This window comes from Streptomyces sp. NRRL S-37 (assembly GCF_000721605.1).
Taxonomy (GTDB): domain Bacteria; phylum Actinomycetota; class Actinomycetes; order Streptomycetales; family Streptomycetaceae; genus Streptomyces.
Genome location: NZ_JOIZ01000006.1, coordinates 424,935 through 440,479, shown reverse-complemented (window position 1 = coordinate 440,479; position 15,545 = coordinate 424,935). Strand labels below are relative to the sequence as shown.

Here is a 15,545-nt window from a genome sequence, read left to right as displayed (position 1 = left end):
GCGGAGAAGCAATGGCCTCTCCGCCCCTCGGGGCAGCTCAGCCGCCCCGGGACACCCCGGTGACGGAAGCCGTCTAGTAGCACTCCATCTTGGCGTCCGTGCCGAGACGCATCGACAGGCCGTTCAGCGTGAACGTGCCGGCTGTGGTCGCCCACGCCGTCTGCTCGACGCCGTAGAGGTCGGCCGACTCGGCCTGCTGGGCGAAGCCGCCCGGCAGCACGCTCTCGCCCTCCTTGACGGCAGGGCCGCGGCTCTTGTTCTTGACCGCAACACCGATGTCGATGTTGTTGAACGTCGCATCGGCGTCGAGCTGGGCGACGTCGATGTAGAGGTTCTTGGCCGTGACCGGCTTGTCCTTGTCCCTGCCCGCGTCAAGACGAAGGTAGATCGTCTTGTTGATGACCGGGATCTTCGTCGCCACCGACTGGCACATCTTGGTGATCGTCGCGTCGGTGAACGACGAGATGGCGACCGGAACCTGCGTCTGCTTTTCACCATCGGTCGACGTGTAGACGGTGTCGATACCGCCGTACTGGGCGAAACCCTCACCGTGCAGGTGACCGGCCGTCACCTTGAACTGCTGGCCGGACACGCTGAACGACGCCGCGAGCGCGCCCTGCGCCAGGCCGACACCCACCGCCGCCGTCGCGAGCACGCTGGGCACCATGACCACAGCGAACCGCTTCCATCTGGTCCCGCCACGCACTTGGGACTCCATATTTCCTCCTTCTCGGACGTACATCTCCTGCTCCGGCCCGTCGCCGTGAACGGCGGCCCGGCCGGGCAGGGATGGGAGAAGTGCTACGTCCTCGGGAAGGAGAGCGCCCGAGCTCGGCGGCGCGTACGACGCGCCCGATCACCGGCGATCACCCCCGAGCGACAACCACTGGTCGCGCCTGACACGCATCACGCACAACCCTGCTGGACAGGCTTCGCCGGGTGGGCGAAGACCCCCCTGTCCGAGAACCGGCGTCACTGCCGCCGGTTCTGCTCGGTGGGGACCCAGGAGCTCCCGCGGCCCGACCGGCTGTCGGGATACGGGCAATGGACCGAGCGTCGCCGATCGTGGTCCATTCTCGCCGTCGGCACAAGGGGCTTCGTTACTCACTGGTAACGGCCGGGTAACCCCGCCACGACCCGACGGCGCCGCGCGGCGACGCTGGGTTCACCGCACGTGCCGTACAAAACCGTTGATTGATGGACAGACTCCGACAGATTCACGCCAGTGACTTACTCGCAGTAACAGCGGCCGCGATTACCAAGTTTTGGTAAAGCGCGGCCGCACCGGCATCCGTGATCCGTTCGGCAACTCGAACCCCACACACCCGAACCCCCGGCAAACCGGACGGAATCGGGCAATGGCGCCCGGGTGACTCAGAACAGGGCCCGCGCCAGCGCCCGGCGCGCGGCGACCACGCGCGGGTCGTCGGCACCGACCACCTCGAACAGCTCCAGCAGCCGCACCCGTACGGCGTTGCGGTCGTCGCCCGCGGTGCGCGCCACGGTGTCGATGAGCCGGCCGAAGGCGTCCTCGACATGACCGCCCACCAGGTCCAGGTCGGCGGCGGCGATCTGCGCCCCGGCGTCCCCCGGCTTCTCGGCGGCGTCCTTGCGCACCTGCTGCGGGTCCAGGCCCCGCACCCGCTGGAGCAGTTCGGCCTGGGCGAGCCCCAGGGTGGCCTCGGGGTTGGTCGGGTCGTCGGCGAGCACGTTCTTGTACGCCTGGACGGCACCGGCGAGGTCACCGCTGTCCAGAGCCTGAACGGCGGCCTCCAGCAGGGCGTCGTACGGACCGACGGCCTCGGCCGGGGCCGCCTGCGCGCCGCCGCCCGGCTCGGCGTCGGGGTCGACGTCGAGGCCGGTCAGGCCGAAGCGCTGCTCGCCGACCTGCACCAGCTGGTCCAGGGTCTGGCGGATCTGCGCCTCGCCCGCGGCCCCCTGGAAGAGCGGCAGCGCCTGTCCGGCCACCACCGCGAAGACCGCCGGGATCCCCTGGATCCCGAACTGCTGCATCAGCATCTGGTTGGCGTCGACGTCGATCTTGGCGAGGAGGATGCGCCCGTTGTACTCGACGGTGAGCCGCTCCAGCAGCGGGCTCAGCTGCTTGCAGGGCTCGCACCACTCGGCCCAGAAGTCGATGACGACCGGGACCTCGGTGGACCGCTGCAGGACGTCGCGCTCGAAGCCTGCCTCGTCGACGTCGATGACGAGATCGGCCGGGGAGATCGCGCCCCCGCCGCCCTGCCGGGCCGCTTCCGCGCGCGCTTGCTCCGCCTTCGCCTTGGCCTCTTGGGCCGCCTTCACCGCGGCGAGGTCGACGACTCCGCTCATGGACATGTTCCGTGGCTGCATGCGTCTATCCTCCCCCGTACTCCGCGTGTGTGTGAAAACGCCCGGGAAAGCCAGGCGTACGTGTGCTGTTGGCGCCGGGTCCCCACCCCACGCCGGTGGTCGTCGCTCGGGCACGCCGGTCGCGCGTGCTTTCGCTACGGGTCGTAGCGTAATACCGTCCGGGGCTCGCTGAACAGGGCGCCCCGGTGATCTCCCTCACGCACGGACGCACGGAATCCGCCGTTATGGTCGTGCCATGCAGAGCCGCACTCCAGCCAGTCGCACCGGGCGCCCGCGCAGTGCCGCCGCGGACGCCGCGATCCTGGCCGCGACCCGTGCGGCTCTGGTCGAACTGGGCTGGTCCAAGCTCACCTTGGGGGACGTGGCGGTCCGCGCCGGGGTCGCCAAGACGACCCTCTACCGGCGCTGGGCGGGCAAGAACGAACTGGTCGTGGACGCCGTCGCAGAGCTCTTCGACGAGCTGACCCTGCCCGACCGCGGCTCGCTCGCCGCCGACATCGAGGGCGTGGTGCTCCAGTTCGCCGCGATCCTGGCCCGCCCGGAGGCCCGGAACGGCCTGATGGCGGTGGTCGCGGAGTCGACGAGGGACGACGCCCTGCGCGAACGCATCCGCGCCTCGATCGTGGACCGGCAGAAGCGTCTCGTCCTCGCCGGCCGGGCGCGGGCACAGGCGCGGGGCGAGCTGCCGCCCGAGCCCGACGCGCGGGAGGCGGCCCGCACGGTCGACCTGATCTTCGACATGGTGGCCGGCGCGGTGGTGCACCGCACCTTGGTGAGCGCGGAACCGGCCGACGAGGAATGGGTGCACGGCTTCACCCGGCTCCTGCTGTCGGGCCTCGCCGCACCGGGGCCCTGAACCGGCCACGGTCGGCCGGTAGTCGCCTGTCACCGCCCCCGGCGCGCTGCGAGGATCGATGATCGCCCCGCACCGGGACGTGCGGGACGCCGAGCAGCCAGGGAGGCGCACATGACCGGGACAGGGACCGAATCCGCCGCCGTACGGATCGACACCTCCAGGCCGCACCCGGCCCGGGTCTACGACTGGTTCCTCGGCGGCAAGGACAACTACCCGGTCGACGAGGAACTGGGCCGGCGGATCATGGGCGTCGACGGCACGGCCCGGCACATCGCCCGCACCAACCGCTGGTTCATGCAACGGGTCACCCGGTGGCTGGCCGGTGAGGCGGGAATCCGCCAGTACCTGGACATCGGCACCGGCATCCCCACCGAGCCCAATCTGCACCAGGTGGCCCAGGGCATCGCGCCCGAATCCCGCGTCGTCTACACGGACAACGACCCGATCGTGCTGAAGCACGCCGAGGCGCTGCTGCGCAGCACCCCCGAGGGCGTCACCGACTACGTCCAGGCCGATGTGCGCGAGCCCGGCCGCATCCTGGAACAGGCCTGCGAGAAGCTGGACTTCGACCGTCCGGTGGCGCTGTCCCTCGTCGCGCTGACGCACTTCCTCGGCGACGAGGACGACCCGTACGGGCTGGTGGCGCGGCTCGTCGGGGCGCTGCCCTCCGGCAGTTACCTGGTGCTGTCGCAGCTCACCGCGGACTTCGATCCCGAGGCGGTCGGCCGCGGGGTCGAGATGTACAGGGCGGGCGGCGTCACGCTCGCGCCGCGCGGCCGTGCGGAGATCGCCCGCTTCTTCGAGGGTCTGGAGCCGGTGGAGCCGGGCCTGGTCCAGCTGACCGACTGGCATCCCGAACTCGCGGTCGGCGAGACCACCGACGAGCACGCGGTGATCTCGCTGTACGGGGCGGTGGCCCGCAAGCCGTGACGCGACCGCGCGGAGATGCCCCCTCCTGGCAAGCGGGCCCAGCGGGAGACGAGCAACGAAAACCCTTGTTACGGTGCCCCGATGACATCGGTCAGGAAGTTCCAAGTCACCTTCGACTGCGCGGAGCCCGAGCGCCTCGCCCGTTTCTGGTGCGAGGTGCTGGGGTACGTCGTACCGCCTCCGCCGGAGGGGTTCGCCACGTGGGACGACTACCAGCGGTCCCGGCCCCCCGAGCAGCGGGATTCATGGTTCGCCTGCGTCGACCCCACAGGGGTGGGCCCGCGCCTGTACTTCCAGCGCGTACCCGAGGGCAAGGTCGTCAAGAACCGGGTGCATCTCGACGTGCGGGTTGCCACCGGTCTCGTGGGTGAGGAGCGCCTCGCCGCACTCGAGGCCGAATGCGCACGGCTGGTCCCGCTCGGCGCGGTACACGTGCAAACGCTGTACGACGGCAACGATGCGTGCATCCCGATGCTGGACATCGAGGGCAACGAGTTCTGTCTCGACTGAGCGTCTCCCGGGGCGGGGTGGGGATCCCTCTCCCCTGCCGCGGTGCCCAGGCCGGCGGGCTGTGCCCGGCAGGGCAGAGCCCGCCGGCCTGACCGAGCGGCGTCGGGTCTAGAAGCCGGCGGGCTCCGTGTAGACGCCCCACTCGTCGCGCAGGACACCGCAGATCTCGCCGAGCGTCGCCTCCGCGCGTACGGCGTCCAGCATCGGCTCGATCATGTTGGCGCCGGAGCGCGCGGCCGCGATCATGGCGTCGAGCGCGCCGCGCACCCGGGCGTCGTCGCGGGCGGCCTTGCGCTCGCCGAGGAGACGCACCTGCTCGCGCTCCACCTCGTGGCTGACGCGCAGGATCTCCAGGTCGCCGGTGACGGACCCGGTGTGGACGTTGACGCCGACGACCCGCTTGTCGCCCTTCTCCAGCGCCTGCTGGTAGCGGAACGCCGACTCGGCGATCTCGCCGGTGAACCAGCCGTCCTCGATGCCGCGCAGGATGCCGGAGGTGATCGGCCCGATCGGGTGCCTGCCGTCCGGGTGGGCGCGCAGGCCCCGCTCCTTGATCTGCTCGAAGATCTTCTCGGCGTCCGCCTCGATGCGGTCGGTGAGCTGCTCGACGTACCAGGAACCGCCCAGCGGGTCGGCGACGTTGCCGACGCCGGTCTCCTCCATCAGGACCTGCTGGGTGCGCAGGGCGATCTCGGCGGCCTGCTCGCTGGGCAGCGCGAGGGTCTCGTCGAGGGCGTTGGTGTGGAGGGAGTTGGTCCCGCCGAGCACGGCGGCCAGTGCCTCCACGGCGGTCCGTACGACGTTGTTGTACGGCTGCTGCGCGGTCAGCGAGACACCGGCGGTCTGGGTGTGGAAGCGCAGCCACTGCGCCTTGTCGCTCTTGGCGCCGTAGACGTCCCGCATCCAACGCGCCCAGATGCGCCGGGCCGCGCGGAACTTGGCGATCTCCTCGAAGAAGTCGACGTGCGCGTCGAAGAAGAAGGAGAGGCCGGGCGCGAACACGTCCACGTCCAGTCCGCGGCTGAGTCCCAGTTCCACGTACCCGAAGCCGTCCGCGAGCGTGTACGCCAGCTCCTGCGCGGCCGTCGCCCCGGCCTCGCGGATGTGGTACCCGGAGACGGAGAGCGGCTTGTAGGCGGGGATGCCGGCGGCGCAGTGCTCCATCAGGTCGCCGATGAGGCGCAGATGGGGCTCGGGCTGGAAGAGCCACTCCTTCTGCGCGATGTACTCCTTGAAGATGTCCGTCTGCAGCGTGCCGTTGAGCACGGCGGGGTCGACGCCCTGGCGCTCGGCGGCGACGAGGTACATGCAGAAGACGGGCACGGCGGGCCCGCTGATCGTCATGGAGGTCGTCACGTCCCCGAGCGGGATGTCCCGGAACAGGACCTCCATGTCGGCGGCCGAGTCGATCGCCACCCCGCAGTGGCCGACCTCACCCAGGGAGCGCGGGTCGTCGGAGTCGCGGCCCATGAGCGTCGGCATGTCGAAGGCGACGGAGAGGCCGCCCCCGCCGTTGCCGAGGATCATCTTGTAGCGCTCGTTGGTCTGCTCCGCGTTCCCGAACCCGGCGAACTGCCGGATGGTCCACGTCCGCCCCCGGTAGCCGGTCGGATACAGCCCGCGGGTGAAGGGGTACTCCCCCGGCCAGCCGATCCGCTCGAACCCCTCATAGGTGTCCCCGGTCCGGGGCCCGTACACCGGCTCCACGGAATCGCCGGAGAGCGTGGTGAAATCCGCGTCGCGCTTGCGAGCGGCGTCGTACCGGGCCTGCCAGCGTCGGCGGCCCTCCTCGATGGCGTCAGCGTCCATACCCTCGAATTTACTAGGACGTCCAAGTAAATGTCGATGGCAGACCGCCGCACGCTGCTCCGTACGGCGGTGAGACGCGTTACGCGACTGCGGGAGCCTCGTCCGCGATCTTGCCCTCCAGCTCGCGGCTGATCCTGCGCTCCACGAAGAACGCGGCGGTGGGGACGGTCCCGGCGAGCAGCACCCAGAGCTGCTTCTTGACCGGCCACTTCGCCTTGGAGCCGAGGTCGAAGGCGAAGATCAGGTAGACGACGTACAGCCATCCGTGGGCGATGCTGACCACCTGCGTGAAGTCGGCCGCGCCACCCATGTCGAGCACGTACTTGCCGATCATGCCGAGGGTCAGCGCGACGAGGAGGACACCGGTGACGTAGGCCATGATCCGGTAGCGGGTCAGCACGCTCTTCTTCATGGACACGAGCGTAACGGCCCGTTCCGGGAGATCTTGTCCCGGGTCAGTCCTCCGTGAAGTCCCCCGCCGCCACCCGCAGCGGCCGGAGCATCGCGAAGAGTTCGCCGCATTCCTCGGCGTCATAGGCGCTCAGACCGAAGTCCATGGCCATCAGGTCGCGGGTGGCGGACTCGACCACCTCGCGGCCCTTGTCGGTGATGGTCGCGAGGGTGCCGCGGCCGTCGTTGGGGTTGGGGCGCTTGGCGACCAGGCCCGAGCGCACCAGGCGGTCCACGGTGTTCGTCACCGACGTGGGGTGCACCATGAGCCGCTCGCCGATCTTGGACATCGGCAGCTCACCGGACTTGGAGAAGGTCAGCAGCACCAGCGCCTCGTACCGCGCGAACGTGAGCCCGTACGGTTTGACGACCGCGTCCACCTCGGCCAGCAGGATCTGCTGCGCCCGCATGATCGAGGTGATCGCGGCCATCGACGGTACGTTTCCCCAGCGCTGCTTCCAGAGCTCGTCGGCGCGGGCGATGGGATCGAACGAGAGACTGAGCGGCTTCGGCACGGACCAGACCCTACCGGCCGGTCATATGTCGGTCAGCCCCGTCTCACTCATCGGTCCCGCCGCATCACGCAGTGAACCGCCGTCAGCGCAGGACATAGCTCCCCGCCCCCAGAACCGTGCGCAGGCGACCCTCCTCCCGGAGGGCGACGACGGCCTTCTGGACCGTCGACTGCGTCACGCCGTACTCCGCCGCCAGCGCGACCGTGCCGGGGAAGCGCTCACCGGGCTCCCATTCGCCGGCGTCCAGGCGTCGACGGAGGTCTGCGGCCACCTGGGGCCAGACGGGAACGGCGCGATCAAGTTCCATACCTCCAGCGTCCGCGGAAATGCGGATACGAGCTACCGCGTAAGCGCGTAACCGCGTAAGGTCGTCACTGTAAGTACCCCGGTGACCGCGCGAACGGCCCCGGGGCGTAGCCGCCGCTATGAAGGAGCGACGACATGCACGACACTACCCAGCTTCGACGCCTGCCCTGGCGAGAGGGCGACCGGCCCGCGTTCGTCTCACCGGGCGACGGGGTCGTCAACCGACTGGCCGACGCCTTGGAGGCCGAACTGATCACGACCGCGCAGGCAGACGCCGTTCGGGCACGGGGCCTGGCCGACGACGCCGGGGCGACGCCACCGGAGTTGAGGGCCGCCCTGCGCTTCGTCGCGCACTCCGCCGAGGAAGCAGTCCTGGTCGCGGTTCTGCGCGGTGAGCGGCTGGGGCTGGACAGCCCTGAGGTACCGGACGGCGGACGGACGGGCCCCGCCGGTAGCAGCGGCCGACGGACACACATGAAGGACCCCAGTGGCCCCACCGACAAGCCCGGTGGGACCACTGGGGCCGGGGGACGCGGCCCCGCACACGGTTACTCGGCCAGATGCCTCTCGACGGTCTCCACCTTGGAGGTGAGGCCGTCCGTCACGTTCGGGCGGATGTCCGCCTTGAGGACCAGGGAGACGCGCGGCGCGCGTGCCTCCACCGCGGCCACGGCGCGCTTGACCACGTCCATGACCTCGTCCCACTCGCCCTCGATCGAGGTGAACATCGCGTCGGTGCGGTTCGGCAGGCCGGATGCGCGGACCACGCGCACGGCGTCGGCGACGTACTCCCCCACGTCCTCGCCGACGCCCAGCGGTGTCACGGAGAAGGCGACGATCATGCGTTCACGACGCCTTCGTTACGGGCGCGGGAGGCGATCACCGCGTCCTCGGCCTCGCGCTTGAGGCGGCGGTCGGCGAAGAAGCCGCCGGTCGGGAGGACCGACATCAGGAAGTAGAAGGCGGCGGTCTTCAGCGGCCACTTGGCGCGGTTCCAGGCGTCGGCCCAGAGGACCACGTAGAGGATGAAGAGGAAGGCGTGGACATAGCCCATCACCGGGACGGCGTTGAAGTCGGTCGTCCGCTTCAGGACCGAGCAGACGAGCAGCAGCAGGAACGAGATCGCTTCGGGGCCCGAGACCAGGCGGAGGCGGCGGAGGGCGGAGGCGGTCTTGATGTCCACGGGTCACCTTCGGTGGGAGAGACGTCGGCGTTGACGGGTCGGACGGCTTGTGAACGCACGCACAAGCGTCCCGCCATTGTGGCAAACGCCGTCCGCGATCACCGGAGGGGGTCCGTGCGTTCCGTAGGGGGCCGGTCAGGGTGCGACTCCACCTTCGGGATCTGTCGGCGGGGGCGGCGGTGCGGCTACCGTCGCAGACGTGGCGATGTTCCGACTTCAGAGCAGCAAGGTGCTCGCCGTCGACATGACCGGGGATGCCGTGAAGGCGAAGAACGGCTCCATGGTCGCGTACGACGGTGAGATGGCCTTCAAGAAGCTCAGCGGTGGCGGTGAGGGGCTGCGGGGGATGGTGACCCGCCGGCTCACGGGTGAGCAGATGACACTGATGGAGGTGAAGGGGCACGGGACCTGCTTTTTCGCGGACCGGGCCTCCGAGATCAATCTGGTGGGTCTGCGGGGCGACAAGCTGTACGTGGAGTCCAGCAATCTGCTGGCGACGGATGGGGGTCTGCGCACCGGGACCACGTTCACGGGGCTGCGCGGGGCCTCGCAGGGCAACGGGCTGTTCACGACGACGGTCGAGGGGCACGGTCAGGCGGCGCTCCTGTCGGACGGGCCGGCGGTGCTGCTCCGGGTCAGCCCGCAGTACCCGCTGACGGTCGACCCCGGCGCCTACGTAGCCCACCAGGGGAACCTGCGGCAGTCCTTCCAGTCGGGTGTGACCTTCCGCACCCTGATGGGAGAAGGCGGCGGCGAGGCCTTCCAGATCCGGTTCGAGGGCGACGGGCTGGTCTACGTGCAGCCCAGTGAGCGGAACACGATCGCGGGGGACGTGTGACATGGGCTTCCGGGAGATCAACGCGAAGATGATCGAGGCGACGGTGTCACCCGGTCAGCGGCTGTTCAGTCAGCGCGGCGCGATGCTCGCGTACAAGGGGGAGGTCGGTTTCACCCCGAACATGGCGGGCGGTCAGGGCGGGGTGATGTCGATGATCGGGCGGCGGGTCGCCAACGAGGACACGCCGCTGATGACCGTCGAGGGCAGCGGCACCGTGCTGTTTGGGCACGGCGGCCACCACGTGCAGGTGATCAACCTCGCCGGGGACACGCTGTACGTCGAGGCCGACCGGCTGCTGGCCTTCGAGGGCACCCTGCAGCAGGGCACGGTGTTCCTCGGCTCGCAGGGCGGGGTGATGGGCATGGTGCGGGGGCAGGTCTCCGGGCAGGGGCTGTTCACGACCTCGCTCAAGGGGCACGGGGCCGTCGCGGTGATGGCCCACGGAGGGGTCATCGAGGTCCCGATCACCCCGCAGCGGCCGGTGCACGTCGATCCGCAGGCCTACGTCGCCCATCACGGTGACGTCCGCAACAAGCTGTCGACCGCGCTCGGCTGGCGGGACATGGTGGGCCGGGGATCCGGCGAGGCGTTCCAGTTGGAGCTGAGCGGCAGCGGTGCCGTGTACGTCCAGGCGTCGGAGGAGAAGCTTTGACATCCTCCCCCGCCTGAGGGCGGGGGATTCCTGGCTCAGGCTGCCTCCGGGAGCAGCGCTCCCGGAGGTCTTACGCCCTCGACACCAGCCGGGATGAGACCAGCCCGGACCAGCATCACGCGGGCGGAGTTCTTGTCCCTGGGGGACACGGCTCCGCACGCGGTGCAGGTGTAGGTACGTTCCGAAAGAGGAAGTGCGTGCTTGGTTCTCGCTCCGCACGACGCGCAGTCCATGGTGGTGTGCGCGGGGTGCACGAGGCGGATGTCCCGCCCGTGCTTGCGGCCCATCTCGATCAGGGCCGTCTTCGTGGCGCCGATCGCCGCGTCGGCGGCTTTGCGGGCCATGGTGGTCTTGGCGAGGAACTTCGGCCGGAAGTCCTCGACGGCGATGGCGTCGTGGTCACGGACCACGCGCTTGGCCCACTTGCGGGCGGTGTCCTGCCGCTGCCGGGCGACCTTCTTGTGCAGCTTCGCGGCCTGCGCCTGCGCCTGCCGGTATCCCTTGGACGCCGCCTGCCCACGAGCGGGCTTACGACGGGCTGTCATCCGCTGGTAGCGGGCGAGGCGCTGGGCGGCGGTCTTCCCGTGCTGGGCGTGGGGAAGGTCGTGGGTGTCGGATGTGGTGGTGGCGGTTTCCCTGACGCCCCAGTCCACGCCGAGCACGCGGCCTGTGGCGGGGAGCGGCTGGACCTCGGTGGCGACGACGAACGAGGCGTACCAATGCCCGACCGCATCGCGGTATACACGCACCGACGAGGGGGCGGCCGGAAGTTCACGCGACCACACCACCGTCAGCGCGATACCGCCCGCCAGGTGGAGGCGGCCGTCCTTCAGCCGGAAGCCCCGGGTGGTGTAGTTCAGCGTGGGCAGAGCCTCACGCTTCCTCTTGTGCCGTGGCATCCCGGCGCGCTGCCGCACCGGCAGGCGCTTGTCGATGTCCTTGAGCACCTTGGAACGGGCCTTGGCGAAGTCGCGGATGGTCTGCTGCTGCGGCACCGAAGCGCCTTCCCGGAGCCACGGCGTCGTCGCGCGGGCCCCGGTCAGCATCCTGTCGAGCTGGGCCGGGCCGCACGTCAGCCTGTCGCCGGGGTGCGTGCGGTTGTGGGCGTGCACGGCGCGGGACTTGGCCACACACTCGTTCCACACCCAGCGGCAGCGGTCCCACTCGGCGAGCAGCGCCGTCCGGGCGGCCGACGACACACGCAGCCGGTAGGTGTACCGAGCGCGCCCGGCATCCCCCAAAGCCTTCCATCGTGTCGTCATAGTGTCATTCTGCCACTAGATGCCTATCAAGGAACCACTACTTTGGAATCATGGACGAAGAGAAGCGCATCACACTCCGACTGCCCACCGATCTGCACGAGTGGCTGGTCACTCAGACCAAGTCCACCCGGAGGTCCCTCAACTCCGAGATCGTCTACCGCCTGGAGGCCGAGCGCAACGCCGCCATGGCTGACGCCGAATCACCCTGACGGCGATTCGACTTCCCCTTCCCTGCTCCACGGGGGTCCGGCTCTCCCCCGCAAGCGGGAGGTACCCCCACCCCGACCTGAAGGCCAGGACGTCCCGGGAGGAACACGATGAACCCCACCGTCCACGACCCGATGACGCTGCCGTCCGACGACAGCGTCGATCCCTACACCTTCTGCGTGGAGCTCAAGGGCACCCAGTGGTTCATGCAGAAGGGGAAGATGATCGCCTACTACGGTTCGATCGATTTCAACGGGATCGGGCACGGGCGACTCGACCGGCTCGTCCGCACGTCGTTCCATTCGCCACTGCACGCGAGCGACTGGGTCGTGGCGGAGGGCTCGGGCAAGATGCTCCTCGCCGACCGGGCCTTCGACGTGAATTCGTACGACCTCGAGGACGGCAACCTGACCATTCGCTCGGGCAACCTCCTCGCTTTTCAGCCAAGTCTCGCGCTCAAGCAGTCGATCGTGCCGGGTTTTCTGACACTGATCGGAACCGGGAAGTTCGTGGCCGCATCCAACGGTCCGGTGGTGTTCATGGAACCCCCCATCCGGGTGGACCCGCAGGCGCTGGTCGGATGGGCGGACTGCCCCTCCCCGTGCCACCACTACGACCACGGCTACATGACCGGCCTGATGGGCGGTCTACGTGCGATGACGGGCCTCGGCGGGGCCTCCGGCGAGGAGCACCAGTTCGAGTTCGTGGGGGCGGGCACGGTGCTGCTCCAGTCGTCCGAGACGTTGATGGCGGAGCAGGCGACGGGGGTCACTCCGCAGGAGCCGGGGGTACCCGGAAGCGGCGTTTCGGGTGGCCACGGGCAGGGGGCGGGCACACCGCGTCTTCCCGGACAGCTCGGAGACCTCCAGCGTCGCTTCGGGCTGTGAGCGGTAATGTGCGGGGTGTGACATCGAACGCCTGCGCATGGTGTCACGCGGAAGCCTTATTAGTTCGCCATTCAACTTCCTTAGGTAGACTTCATTCATGGAGACCGAGACGGCCACCCGCTGGCTGACCAATGCGGAGCAGTGCGCCTGGCGCACCCACCTGGAGGTCAACAGGCTGTTGACGTACCAGCTCGAGAAGGATCTGCAGCCGTTCGGCCTGACGATGAACGATTACGAGATCCTGGTGAACCTGTCCGAGTCGGAGGACCGGCGGATGCGGATGAGCGACCTCGCCTCCGCCACCATGCAGTCCAAGAGCCGCCTCTCGCACCAGATCACCCGCATGGAGAACGCGCACCTGGTCCGGCGGGAGAACTGCGAGTCCGACCGCCGCGGGCTGTACGCGGTCCTCACCGACCACGGCATGGAGACCATGCAGAAGGTCGCGCCGCACCATGTGGCGTCCGTGCGCCGGCACTTCATCGACCTGCTCTCCCCCGAGGCCCTCACCGAGCTCGACAAGGCCCTCAAGCCCATCGCCGAGCACCTGCGGGGGCAGCGGGGGCGTCACTGACGGCCCCCGGTCTCAGCGGGCGAGCGGCAGGCGGAGTTCGAAGAGGGCTCCGCCGGCCGGCGCCGCGGACGCCGTGAGCGTCCCGCCGTGCCGTACGGCGACGTCCCGCGCGATCGCCAGCCCCAGCCCCGCGCCACCGTCGTCGCGGCTGCGGGCGGCGTCCAGCCGTACGAACCGCTCGAAGATCCGCTCCCGGTCGGCCTCGGCCACCCCCTCGCCGTCGTCGGCCACCCCCAGGACCGCCCAGCCGCCCTCCCGCCGTACGGTCACGGTGACCCGCTCGCGGGCGTGCCGCCGGGCGTTGTCCAGCAGATTGGCGAGCACGCGCGCCAGTTGTCCCCGGGATCCGTTGACCTCCGCCGCCTCCGCGTCCACGGTCACGCCCGTACGTCCCGCGGCCTCCTCGCGGGCCAGCGCGGACAGGTCGACCCGGGCGTCGGCGGGCCGCTCCCCCGCGTCGAGGCGGGCGAGCAGCAGCAGGTCGGCGGCGAGGTGCTGGAGCCGCACGGTGTCCTCGACGGCGCCGTCCAGGTCGAGCAGCGCGGGGTGGGCGGCGGCCACCTCCAACTGGGTGCGCAGGGACGCGATCGGGCTGCGCAGCTCGTGCGAGGCGTCGGCGACGAACCTCCGCTGCCGCTCCACGGACGCCTCCAGCGCGGCCAGTGTCTCGTTGGTGGTGCGGGCCAGGCGGGCGATCTCGTCGTGGGTGGCCGGTTCGGGGACGCGGCGGGCGAGGTCCTCGGAGGCGGTGATCGCGGCCATCTCGCTCCGGATGCCCTCCACCGGGCGCAGGGCGCGGCCGGTGACCAGCCAGGTCACGCCGGCGACGACGCCGAACAGGAGGGGGAAGCCGATGAGCATCACGGTCAGCGCGGTCCGTACGGCGCTGTGCTCGGCGGCGAGGGGGGCGCCCGCGTGGACGGTGAGGCGGCCCCGGTCGCCGGTCTCCACCTCCACGGCGGCGAAACGGTAGTCCTCGGTGTCGCCGTCGACGGTGGCGGAGCCGTTGCTGAAGGTGATCTCGCCGGCGATCTCGCCGGGGGCGAGGGAGCCGTCGTCGGACTCGTCGCCGGAGTCGTCCGAGTCGTCGTCGGAGTCGTCGGAATCGTCGTCGTCCGGCCTCGGCGACCGCGGGGTCACGTCGGTGGTCGCCGTGCCGGTGACCCGTTCCAGGTCCTCGCTCGCCGCGACCAGGTGTCCGTCCTCGTCGACGATCTGCACCGGGCGGTCGTCCCCGTCCAGCCCCGACAGCCTGTCGTACGGCGTCCGGGCGGCGAGTTCGGAGGCGACCGCCCGCGCGGAGCGTTCCGCCTGGGTGCCCGCCTCGCCGATCAGGTTGGAGCGCAGCGACAGCAGGACGGCGGTGCCGGCCGCGACGAGGGCGACCGCGACCACGAGGGTGGCGCCGAGCGTCGCCCGTGCGCGGACCGAGCCGAACAGGCGGCTCACGGCGCCGTCTCCAGGCGGTAGCCGGCGCCGCGCACGGTGCGGATGAGGCCGGCGCGCAGTTTGCGGCGCAGGGCGCTGACGTAGACCTCGACGATGTTGGGGTCGCCCTCGTAGGCGAAGTCCCAGACGTGTTCGAGGATGTCGGCCTTGGAGACCACCTCGCCGGCCCGCAGCACCAGGTGTTCGAGGACCGAGAACTCCTTGGCGGTCAGGGTCACCTCGTCCTCGTCCAGGAAGACCCGGCGGGCGGCGGTGTCCACCTTGAGGTCGCCGTGCACATGGACCGGGGAGGCCCCGGCGCCCTGCCGGCGGCGCAGCAGCGCCTTGATCCTGGCGACGAGGACGACGTACGAGAACGGCTTGGTGAGGTAGTCGTCGGCGCCGGTGTCGAGGCCCTCCGCCTCGTCGTACTCGCCGTCCTTCGCCGTGAGCATCAGGATCGGCACGTCGTGGCCGGCGGCGCGCAGGGCGGCGCAGACCCGGTAGCCGTTCAGGCCGGGCAGCATGATGTCGAGGACGATGAGGTCGTACGTCCCCTCCGTGGCCCGGTGCAGCCCCTCCCGGCCGTCGTGGACGACGTCCACGGCGTAGCCCTCGGCGGTGAGGCCCTTGGCGAGCGACAGGGCCAGCCGCTTCTCGTCCTCCACGATCAAGAGTCGAAAGAGGCGGCGCGAAGCGCCTCCGGCAGGGTGGTGGTGGGAGACGGGTGGGCGCATGCGTCAAGGGTCGCAAAGGGAACCTGAAGATCCTTTCAGCCGGTTTCAG

19 protein-coding genes are annotated in these 15,545 nt (G+C 70.0%); 8 read left to right on the top strand and 11 right to left on the bottom strand.

Annotated elements, in window-relative coordinates; translation table 11 throughout:
• Positions 1-73: 73 nt before the first annotated feature.
• Together IH50_RS0112670 and IH50_RS0112665 are read right to left on the bottom strand one after the other, a co-directional pair.
• Positions 74-718 (bottom strand): DUF6230 family protein, encoded by a 645-nt coding sequence (locus IH50_RS0112670; RefSeq protein ID WP_030860535.1) that lies wholly within the window; start codon positions 716-718, stop codon positions 74-76.
• 656 nt (positions 719-1,374) lie between these two features.
• Positions 1,375-2,352 (bottom strand): tetratricopeptide repeat protein, encoded by a 978-nt coding sequence (locus IH50_RS0112665; RefSeq protein WP_030860532.1) that lies wholly within the window; start codon positions 2,350-2,352, stop codon positions 1,375-1,377.
• 235 nt (positions 2,353-2,587) lie between these two features.
• Between IH50_RS0112665 and IH50_RS0112660 the strand changes: the two genes are divergently transcribed.
• The 3 genes from IH50_RS0112660 (at position 2,588) to IH50_RS0112650 (ending at position 4,648) form a co-directional block, all read left to right on the top strand.
• On the top strand, positions 2,588-3,208 hold the full coding sequence (locus tag IH50_RS0112660) for a TetR/AcrR family transcriptional regulator (protein WP_030860530.1): 621 nt from the start codon (positions 2,588-2,590) through the stop codon (positions 3,206-3,208).
• Positions 3,209-3,319: 111 nt separating this feature from the next.
• Positions 3,320-4,138 carry an SAM-dependent methyltransferase gene (locus tag IH50_RS0112655; RefSeq protein WP_030860528.1) on the top strand — a complete coding sequence of 273 codons (819 nt, stop codon included), beginning with the start codon at positions 3,320-3,322 and terminating at the stop codon, positions 4,136-4,138.
• Positions 4,139-4,219: 81 nt separating this feature from the next.
• Positions 4,220-4,648, top strand: a complete 429-nt coding sequence (locus tag IH50_RS0112650; protein WP_030860526.1) for a VOC family protein — start codon at positions 4,220-4,222, stop codon at positions 4,646-4,648.
• Between the two features lie 108 nt (positions 4,649-4,756).
• Here IH50_RS0112650 and IH50_RS0112645 read toward each other — a convergent pair whose 3' ends face one another.
• From IH50_RS0112645 to IH50_RS0112620, 6 genes are all read right to left on the bottom strand, one after another.
• A complete protein-coding gene (locus tag IH50_RS0112645) occupies positions 4,757-6,457 on the bottom strand; it encodes an acyl-CoA mutase large subunit family protein (protein WP_030860524.1) in 1,701 nt (566 codons plus the stop codon).
• Positions 6,458-6,536: 79 nt separating this feature from the next.
• On the bottom strand, positions 6,537-6,869 hold the full coding sequence (locus IH50_RS0112640; RefSeq protein ID WP_030860522.1) for a DUF3817 domain-containing protein: 333 nt from the start codon (positions 6,867-6,869) through the stop codon (positions 6,537-6,539).
• A gap of 43 nt (positions 6,870-6,912) precedes the next feature.
• The gene (locus IH50_RS0112635; protein ID WP_030860520.1) at positions 6,913-7,422 is read right to left on the bottom strand and encodes a MarR family winged helix-turn-helix transcriptional regulator; all 510 of its coding nucleotides are present in this window, start codon (positions 7,420-7,422) and stop codon (positions 6,913-6,915) included.
• Between the two features lie 82 nt (positions 7,423-7,504).
• Positions 7,505-7,729 carry a GntR family transcriptional regulator gene (locus IH50_RS0112630; RefSeq protein ID WP_030860517.1) on the bottom strand — a complete coding sequence of 75 codons (225 nt, stop codon included), beginning with the start codon at positions 7,727-7,729 and terminating at the stop codon, positions 7,505-7,507.
• A 547-nt stretch (positions 7,730-8,276) separates the two neighbouring features.
• Positions 8,277-8,570, bottom strand: a complete 294-nt coding sequence (locus tag IH50_RS0112625; RefSeq protein WP_030860515.1) for an MTH1187 family thiamine-binding protein — start codon at positions 8,568-8,570, stop codon at positions 8,277-8,279.
• The gene (locus IH50_RS0112620) at positions 8,567-8,911 is read right to left on the bottom strand and encodes a DUF3817 domain-containing protein (RefSeq protein WP_030860513.1); all 345 of its coding nucleotides are present in this window, start codon (positions 8,909-8,911) and stop codon (positions 8,567-8,569) included. The genes IH50_RS0112625 and IH50_RS0112620 overlap by 4 nt, the downstream gene beginning before the upstream one ends.
• Before the next feature lie 205 nt (positions 8,912-9,116).
• Between IH50_RS0112620 and IH50_RS0112615 the strand changes: the two genes are divergently transcribed.
• The gene (locus IH50_RS0112615; protein WP_030860511.1) at positions 9,117-9,749 is read left to right on the top strand and encodes an AIM24 family protein; all 633 of its coding nucleotides are present in this window, start codon (positions 9,117-9,119) and stop codon (positions 9,747-9,749) included.
• A gap of 1 nt (position 9,750) precedes the next feature.
• On the top strand, positions 9,751-10,401 hold the full coding sequence (locus tag IH50_RS0112610) for an AIM24 family protein (protein ID WP_030860508.1): 651 nt from the start codon (positions 9,751-9,753) through the stop codon (positions 10,399-10,401).
• Positions 10,402-10,436: 35 nt separating this feature from the next.
• Here IH50_RS0112610 and IH50_RS0112605 read toward each other — a convergent pair whose 3' ends face one another.
• On the bottom strand, positions 10,437-11,663 hold the full coding sequence (locus IH50_RS0112605; RefSeq protein ID WP_030860505.1) for an RNA-guided endonuclease InsQ/TnpB family protein: 1,227 nt from the start codon (positions 11,661-11,663) through the stop codon (positions 10,437-10,439).
• Between the two features lie 50 nt (positions 11,664-11,713).
• Between IH50_RS0112605 and IH50_RS39635 the strand changes: the two genes are divergently transcribed.
• From IH50_RS39635 to IH50_RS0112590, 3 genes are all read left to right on the top strand, one after another.
• Positions 11,714-11,872 (top strand): Arc family DNA-binding protein, encoded by a 159-nt coding sequence (locus IH50_RS39635; protein WP_030860502.1) that lies wholly within the window; start codon positions 11,714-11,716, stop codon positions 11,870-11,872.
• A gap of 108 nt (positions 11,873-11,980) precedes the next feature.
• Positions 11,981-12,757: an AIM24 family protein gene (locus IH50_RS0112595; protein ID WP_030860499.1), complete on the top strand. Its 777-nt coding sequence runs from the start codon at positions 11,981-11,983 to the stop codon at positions 12,755-12,757.
• A gap of 97 nt (positions 12,758-12,854) precedes the next feature.
• A complete protein-coding gene (locus IH50_RS0112590; protein WP_030860498.1) occupies positions 12,855-13,331 on the top strand; it encodes a MarR family winged helix-turn-helix transcriptional regulator in 477 nt (158 codons plus the stop codon).
• Positions 13,332-13,343: 12 nt separating this feature from the next.
• On the opposite strand, the gene IH50_RS0112585 is transcribed toward IH50_RS0112590, so the two are convergent.
• Complete coding sequence (locus IH50_RS0112585; protein WP_030860495.1) at positions 13,344-14,780, bottom strand: sensor histidine kinase; 1,437 nt, start codon at positions 14,778-14,780, stop codon at positions 13,344-13,346.
• Positions 14,777-15,496, bottom strand: coding sequence for a response regulator transcription factor (locus tag IH50_RS0112580; protein WP_051767270.1), 720 nt, complete (start codon positions 15,494-15,496; stop codon positions 14,777-14,779). Before IH50_RS0112580 ends, IH50_RS0112585 begins: the two co-directional genes overlap by 4 nt.
• Positions 15,497-15,545 lie beyond the last annotated feature (49 nt).